Annotated in this window: 2 protein-coding genes; one reads left to right on the plus strand and one right to left on the minus strand. The window is 50.0% G+C overall.

Features of this window, described 5'->3' with window-relative positions; all coding sequences use genetic code 11:
• Positions 1-267: 267 nt before the first annotated feature.
• On the minus strand, positions 268-1,590 hold the full coding sequence (locus OB13_RS19415; protein WP_461491842.1) for a glycosyltransferase family 4 protein: 1,323 nt from the start codon (positions 1,588-1,590) through the stop codon (positions 268-270).
• A gap of 179 nt (positions 1,591-1,769) precedes the next feature.
• Here OB13_RS19415 and ffh point away from each other — a divergent pair, with 179 nt between their 5' ends.
• Complete coding sequence (ffh, locus tag OB13_RS19420; RefSeq protein WP_461491843.1) at positions 1,770-3,107, plus strand: signal recognition particle protein; 1,338 nt, start codon at positions 1,770-1,772, stop codon at positions 3,105-3,107.
• Positions 3,108-3,392 lie beyond the last annotated feature (285 nt).

Raw genomic sequence — 3,392 nt, forward strand, 5'->3', positions numbered from 1 at the left:
GGTTTGCAGGTGCCGATGATTTGGGTAACATGTTTCAGTTCTACCGGGATTTTGATCACATATGCAACCGTGTCCGGGATGTGGGGTTTTCCAAAATACTCAATCCTGAGTTAAAATCCTTTGACAAATGGCTGGCTGAAAATGCGAAGCGCATACCCCTGGACTAAGTGCCGGGACGTATTGCTCAATCTACTGCTACAAACACTTAAGTGAAGCAGGAGGCCTGCCCGATCTGAATTATTGACGGTTTAGTGCGGAAGGTATAGCCTATTTTACCAGTTTCTGAATGACCAGCGCCAGCTCCTCCGTCAGCGACCTTCTCGAAAACTGCGAGTGGTTGATGTAGGGCAGGTCCAGGTTCGGGTTGATCTTCCAGGCTTTGCTCATCTGCGTCATGTGGTCCAGCATGAGCTCGTAGGCGGTATAATGGAAAAGGCGGCCGGCGCCGCATTCATCTATGATGCGGTCCGTATCCGAATGCACAGGTCCCAGGCAGATGATGTGCTTGTTGGAAGCCAGGTACTCAAACAGCTTGCCCGGCACATTGGAGTACATACTCGGTACATCCGCAATCGCCATCAGCAGCATGGTGCTTTCCATCTGGTACCGGATCGCTTCCTGGTGCGGTACATGGGGTATGAACTCGGTGATGCCCAGCACACCGGCTTTCTCAATCCGCTTCTTTACGCCATCCGATACCTTGCCGACAAAGCGCAGCTTGTAGTTGATCTCACTGTGCACCGACATCAGGTGTGCGATTACTTTCAGGAATACGTCAATGTTGTAGTTCTCTGTGATCGTACCAGTATAGGTGATCAGAAACACATCGTTTGGCGGAGCGGACGGGTAGATAAAGTCCTCTTCGTCATACCCGTTCGGGATCACATGAATCTTATGAGGATCAATGTTTAAGGGCTTGTTCAGAAAAAGGCGCTTGGTGTCTTCGCTGGTGACGATCACGGCATCGGCATGCTCCAGCACCTGCAGCTCATACTTTTTGTCAATGCGCTTGGCGATGGGGGTATGGTAGAGCTGATCGTAGTAGTGTATGTTGGTCCAGGGGTCACGCAGGTCGGCAATCCAGGGCAATTTGTACTTGCTTTTCAGCTTCAGGCCGATCAGCTGCGTGGAGTGCGGCGGACTGGTCGTCAGGATGGCCTCATACTGGCCGGCCTGTAGCAGTTCATCGGCTTTTTTTAAGGCATGCTTGTTCCAGCCCACGCGGGCATCGGGTATGAACAGGTTGCCCCGCACAAACTTGAAGACTTTATCCAGGAGCGAATCTTTTGCCTTCTGATTGGCAAAGCCGCTGTAAGGAATCTCTTTTTTGCCCGATAGCTTTTTATAATACTCAAATGGCTCTGACGTGGCAGTGCGGTAAACCGCTATACCTTCGGGCACTTCCTGCGCAAAAGTCGGGTCGAGCAGGGGGTAGGAAGCCTGCTTTTCGTCCACTGTCAAAATGCCGGGCTGCACACCGAATTGCGGGAAATACTTGCAGAACTTAAGCCCACGCTGTACGCCAGGCCCTCCGGATGGCGGCCAGTAATAGGAGATGTATAATAACTTTATCGGTTCGTTTCTTTCCAAAGGAATCAAGAGAATAACTTCTTTCCCAAATATATTTAACAGTTAGCAGTAAACAATAAACTGGTACCAATAAACTTACTTCAGCTAACTGTTTACTGCGAACTCTTAACTGATAACTGTAAAGTATAGCAACTATTCCTGATATTCCTTAGTTTTGTAGGTAAATCCAGAATAGAGAGATGTTTGATAATTTAAGTAACAAACTAGACCGCGCCTTTAAAACCCTCAAAGGCCAGGGTAGCATAACCGAAATCAACGTAGCCGCTACCATTAAGGAAGTACGCCGTGCACTGGTGGATGCGGACGTTAACTATAAAGTAGCCAAGACAGTAACCGATAAGATCAAAGAAGAGGCCATGGGCCGCGATGTACTGATCTCAGTTTCGCCTGGCCAGTTGATGGTGAAGATCGTGTATGAAGAACTGACGGCGCTTATGGGTGGCGAGAAGCAGGACATCAACATCAAAGGAGATCCGGCTATCATCCTGATCGCAGGTCTGCAGGGTTCTGGTAAGACTACCTTTACGGGCAAACTGGCGAGCTACATCAAGAAGCAGGGCCGCAATGTGCTGGTAGCTGCCTGCGACGTGTACCGTCCGGCTGCGATCAACCAGCTGCAGGTGCTGGCCGAGCAGGTAGGGGTAGAGGCCTATACCGAACTGGACAACAAGAATCCGGTTCAGATCGCCCTCAATGCCATCGAGCACGCCCGGAAAACAAACAAAAAAGTAGTCATCATCGACACCGCCGGCCGTCTGGCCGTGGACGAGGCCATGATGAAAGAAATAGCCGAGATCAAGGCAGCCGTGAAGCCAACCGAAACCCTTTTTGTGGTGGATTCTATGACGGGTCAGGATGCGGTGAACACAGCCAAGACCTTCAACGAGCGCATCAACTTCGATGGCGTGGTGCTGACCAAACTCGACGGTGACTCGCGCGGTGGTGCGGCCCTTTCGATCCGTGCGGTTGTAGAGAAGCCGATCAAGTTTATCTCGACCGGTGAGAAGATGGAGGCGCTGGACCTGTTCTACCCAGATCGTATGGCCCAGCGTATTCTCGGCATGGGGGACGTGATTTCCCTAGTAGAGCGTGCGCAGCAGGCCTTTGACGAAGACGAGGCGAAGCGTATCAACAAAAAGATCCGTAAGAACCAGTTTAACTTCGACGACTTTTTGACGCAGCTGGAGCAGATCAAGAAAATGGGTGATATCAAAGACCTGGTCGGCATGATCCCGGGGGTTGGCAAAGCCCTGAAGGATGTGGAAATTGATGACAATGCCTTCAAACCGATCGAAGCGATTATCAAATCCATGACGCCTGCCGAGCGTGAGAACCCGGATATGATCAGTGGCAGCCGTCGTGCCCGTATTGCCAAAGGCAGCGGTACGGATATAACGCAGGTGAATAACCTGATGAAGCAGTTCAATGATATGCGTAAGATGATGCGCTCTATGAACAAAATGGCTGGTACAAAAGGCGGTATGGCCAATATTGCTAAAATGATGGGACGCCGCTAAGGGGTTTTTAATAGATGTAATGGGGCTATACCTTAATGGGTGTAGCCCCGTTTTGTTTTTATGGTATTTTGCTATGCTTGCTGCTCAATTTCTGTTTTTTGTGATTTGCTATTAGGCTTGTGTATGCCGCCAGTTTTAGTGAAGCGGTAACTGGTGGTGGACTATGAAGCCAGTTTGTAACTGGCGGAGATGAGGTTTACATATTATACCTATACCTGCTACATAGCGGGAGCTTCATCCATCTTGTTACTAGTTTTGTTTCATTGCTTCGCCTGGCCGGCGGGG

The sequence above is a fragment of the Pontibacter sp. HJ8 genome (assembly GCF_054824225.1).

Coding starts and splice junctions, on each gene's coding strand:
- ffh (WP_461491843.1), top strand. CDS start 1,770: ATGTTTGATAATTTAAGTAACAAACTAGACCGCGCCTTTAAAACCCTC.